A 3476-nucleotide genomic window follows, 5' to 3' on the forward strand; every position below is an offset into this window, starting at 1 on the left:
GCCGGGCCGGGGCCGCTCGCCGAGTTCGACGGCGTACGGGTCGGCGAGCGGCTGCGGCTGCCCGGTCTCCTCGCGCTCGCGCCCGGGCAGCGGCTGCTGGTCACGGGCGAGAACGGCGCGGGCAAGACGACGCGCTCGCCGCGTACCCCGGGGCGGTGGTCGTGGTGTCGCACGACCGCGACTTCCGGGAACGCTTCGACGGCGACCGGCTGGAGCTGAACGCCGGCGTGATCAGCGGGTGGCGGCCCCGGGCCGGGTGACCCACGGTGCACCCGGCCCGGTCACTCTCGGCATCGTGCACGGTCCCACCGAGAGCCACATCGAGGCCCGCTCCGGCCGCCGGTACTCGGTGGTACGGTATACCGGTACTCGGTGGTACGAGGTACCGGTGACCGGCGAGGAGCCGCGATGGACGACCTGACGGAAATGCTGAAGGGCACCCTGGAGGGCTGCGTGCTCGAGATCATCGGCGGCGAGGAGACCTACGGCTACGCCATCACCCGCCGCCTCAACGAACTCGGCTTCACCGACGTCATCGAGGGGACCGTCTACACCATCCTGCTGCGGCTGGAGCGCAACGGACTCGTCCAGGTGACGAAGCGACCGTCCGAGGTGGGGCCGCCGCGCAAGTTCTACGCGCTCAACGACGCCGGGCGCGAGCACCTTGCCACCTTCTGGAGGAAGTGGCGGTACGTCTCGACACGCATCGACAGCCTCAGGGAGGGCGGGAGATGAGCTTCTGGGAAACCATCACGGGCAGCGATCTCACCAGGGAATGGAAGGCGTTCGAGGCCCGGGCGGCGGCACTGCCGGCCGGATACCTGGCCGCCTGGGAACAGATCAAGGGCAACCTCCACCCGTACGGGGGCTTCACCGGCCGGGACCTGATGCCCATCCTCGACGCCGCCCTGGGGCTGCTCGAAGAGGCGACGGCGGACGGGCTGAGCATCGACGAGGTGCTCGGCGACGACATCCCCGGCTTCTGCGCGGCGCTGGCCGGCGGCGCCGGGGCCCGCACCTACCGCGACCGGTGGCGCGCGCAGTTGAACAGCAACGTCGCCAAAAGACTGGGCCGGCTGGGAGGCTGACATGGGCATCCAGGACATCATCGAGGGCAAGCGGCAGTGGCGGGCGCACGTGGCCCGGGTCAAGGCGCTCCCGCCGGACTACCGGATCGTCTATCAGGAGATGCAGCGGTACTTCTTCAAGGTCGGCCCGGTCGACCTGCACGAGGGTCGCCTGCTCTCCGGGCTCCTCGACTTCTTCGAGGAGGGCGCCGCGTCCGGCAAGGGGGTGCTGGAACTCGTCGGCACCGACGTCGCCGCCTTCTCCGACGACCTGATCAAGGACTCCCGCACCTATGCGGACCTCTATCAGGAGTCGCTCGGCGGCACGGACGACAGGTAGACGCGCGCCGGTCCCGGTTCCCCGGGACCGGCGCTGTCGTCACACCGCCGTCAGGTTCCGCACTGCGTGGTGGTCCACTTGAAGCTGGCGATGTTGTTGTTCGTCTTCTGGTACAGGCCGTCGGTCGGGCCCCAGGTGAAGTAGTAGTTGTCCAGATTGTCCCAGTAGTCCCCCGGGGCGATGCAGGCCCACGCGCCGACCCGGTTCGGGTGGACGTACAGGTTGGCGTAGTTGCCGTGCGCGCTGTTGTTCTGCACCGATGAGGCCCGGTTGCGGAAGCCGCCGCAGTTGTCCTCCCAGTTGTTGTCCGAATTGAACCAGCGGCAGCTGGCGCCGCCCGCGTACGCCAGGTCCCAGGCGTAGAAGTAGCCGTCGCCGAGCAGCTTGGCGCCGGTCTGTGCCTGCGCCGGGGCCTGCGGGGCGGGTGCCTGCGCCTGTGCCGCGGCCGGCAGGCCGACCAGCAGCATGGCCGCGACGGCCGCGGCGGCCATCAGGCCGTGGATTCTCCTCATGTGATCCTCCCAGATCGATGGTGGTGCACCGCGGCGGATCGCCGCGGAGTCGTGGGGCCCGGTCAGCCCGCCAGGACGATGGCGTGGGCACCGGGCAGGGCGCCGCGTTGCAGCCGTCGCCGGTCGGCGATCTCGGCGGCGTACCGGTCGTCGACCACCCGGGCGTACCGCCGGTCGAGGTCGGCCGCCGTGGCGGACAGGCCGGTCCGGTCGGCGCAGGTCGCCTCCGCGACCGCCAGCGCGATCTCCTGCGCTCGCGGCATCGGCGGGTCCGCCGACAGCACCGCGTAGCGGGCCTGGGCCGGCTCGTCGTACCGGTGGCCGGCGCGGGCCATGCACCTGCTCCAGGCGGCGGCCGCGCGCCGGTACCGGGCGTCGCCGAGCACCAGGTGGACGCGGAGGCCGGGCAGGTTCTCGGTCACCCGCTCGGCCCGGTACCAGGCCGGCAGGTCGCCGTAGAGCCCGCGTTCCGCCTCCGAGGTGCAGCTGCTCGCGCTGCGCCGGGTGGTAACCCCGGACGGGAGCACGGCGGTCACGTCGGTATCCGCGCCGGCCACGCCGTTGAGCGCGAACAACTCGGCCGCGCGGTCCGCCGGCGCCAGGGCGTCCAGGCGCTTCGTGTTCGGCTCGGCCCGGGCGGCGGCGTCGCGCCGGCGCTGCAGATCGGCGCCGTATCCGTGCCTGCGCGCCCAGCCGGCGTCGTCGACGACGTACGGGAAGTCCCGGTACTGCGGCCGAGCGGGGCGCGGGGCCACCAGGTAGTCGAAGCCGCGCCGCCGCATGCAGTCGCGGATCAGGAGCAGTTCGGCCCGATCCAGCAGCGCGGACTCCGCCGCGGTGAGCTCGGGTACGCCCGCCGGCGGTGCGGCGGCCAGGGGCTGCTGCCGGCCGTCCGAGTGGCAGCCGGTGGCCAGCAGCGCCGCGACCACCGCGACCGCAGCCGCCCGCCCTGCCCGCCGCCGGACACCCGGCGGCGAGAACGCCGCCCGGCTCGTTGACGGTCCGTGCGGTTGTCGCGGTCCCTGCCCAGCGGGATTCATGCGGAATCTCCTTCGATCCGTGTGAGGTGCCTTCCGGACGCCGGACCAGCGTCATCGGCGCCGGAAGCGCGGCGGAAGAGCCGCCCGGCGGTCGCGAACAATTCCGGACGTTCGCGCAGGTCAGGGAATTGTTCGGGGCGGTCGCCGAACAATCGGCGGTGCGGGACATTGGCCGACATCCGACTGACCCGCCGGGCGGATGGCCGCCGGCGGCCATCATGGAAGGCGCTCGATACCTGCCCGGGGGAGGCGGCATGGACGGCGCGTGGCACCACCGGCTCGGCCGGGCCAGGTGGACGATCGGGATCTGCACCGTGGCGGCCGTCGTGGCGACCGCGGCCCTGCTGGTGACGGACGGGTCCGGCGGAACACCACCGGACGCCGCACCCCGGCCGGAAACATCAGCCACGCAGCCACCCGCGTGCACCGCCTGGGCGAGCTGGTGGAGATATCCGGCAATCTGGTCACCGTCCAGGCCGGAATGCCGCTGCACCGGCTGAACCGGATCCTGGCGGAG

Annotated in this window: 5 protein-coding genes and 1 pseudogene; 4 read left to right on the top strand and 2 right to left on the bottom strand. The window is 72.4% G+C overall.

Annotated elements, in window-relative coordinates:
* The 4 genes and pseudogenes from AB0F10_RS44845 to AB0F10_RS44860 form a co-directional block, all read left to right on the top strand.
* Positions 1–219, top strand: a pseudogene (locus AB0F10_RS44845) (hypothetical protein); the annotation flags it as partial.
* A gap of 189 nt (positions 220–408) precedes the next feature.
* Positions 409–735 (top strand): PadR family transcriptional regulator, encoded by a 327-nt coding sequence (locus tag AB0F10_RS44850; RefSeq protein WP_360640616.1) that lies wholly within the window; start codon positions 409–411, stop codon positions 733–735.
* On the top strand, positions 732–1088 hold the full coding sequence (locus AB0F10_RS44855; protein WP_360640618.1) for a DUF1048 domain-containing protein: 357 nt from the start codon (positions 732–734) through the stop codon (positions 1086–1088). Before AB0F10_RS44850 ends, AB0F10_RS44855 begins: the two co-directional genes overlap by 4 nt.
* A 1-nt stretch (position 1089) precedes the next feature.
* Positions 1090–1407 (top strand): DUF1048 domain-containing protein, encoded by a 318-nt coding sequence (locus AB0F10_RS44860; RefSeq protein WP_360640620.1) that lies wholly within the window; start codon positions 1090–1092, stop codon positions 1405–1407.
* Positions 1408–1457: 50 nt separating this feature from the next.
* On the opposite strand, the gene AB0F10_RS44865 is transcribed toward AB0F10_RS44860, so the two are convergent.
* Both AB0F10_RS44865 and AB0F10_RS44870 read right to left on the bottom strand, forming a co-directional pair.
* Complete coding sequence (locus tag AB0F10_RS44865) at positions 1458–1919, bottom strand: hypothetical protein (RefSeq protein ID WP_360640622.1); 462 nt, start codon at positions 1917–1919, stop codon at positions 1458–1460.
* Positions 1920–1981: 62 nt separating this feature from the next.
* The gene (locus AB0F10_RS44870) at positions 1982–2959 is read right to left on the bottom strand and encodes a hypothetical protein (RefSeq protein WP_360640624.1); all 978 of its coding nucleotides are present in this window, start codon (positions 2957–2959) and stop codon (positions 1982–1984) included.
* Between the last annotated feature and the right edge of the window lie 517 nt (positions 2960–3476).

Source organism: Actinoplanes sp. NPDC026623, from assembly GCF_040638275.1.
Taxonomy (GTDB): Bacteria; Actinomycetota; Actinomycetes; order Mycobacteriales; family Micromonosporaceae; genus Actinoplanes.

Coding starts and splice junctions, on each gene's coding strand:
- AB0F10_RS44850 (WP_360640616.1), top strand. CDS start 409: ATGGACGACCTGACGGAAATGCTGAAGGGCACCCTGGAGGGCTGCGTG.
- AB0F10_RS44855 (WP_360640618.1), top strand. CDS start 732: ATGAGCTTCTGGGAAACCATCACGGGCAGCGATCTCACCAGGGAATGG.
- AB0F10_RS44860 (WP_360640620.1), top strand. CDS start 1,090: ATGGGCATCCAGGACATCATCGAGGGCAAGCGGCAGTGGCGGGCGCAC.
- AB0F10_RS44865 (WP_360640622.1), bottom strand. CDS start 1,919: ATGAGGAGAATCCACGGCCTGATGGCCGCCGCGGCCGTCGCGGCCATG.
- AB0F10_RS44870 (WP_360640624.1), bottom strand. CDS start 2,959: ATGAATCCCGCTGGGCAGGGACCGCGACAACCGCACGGACCGTCAACG.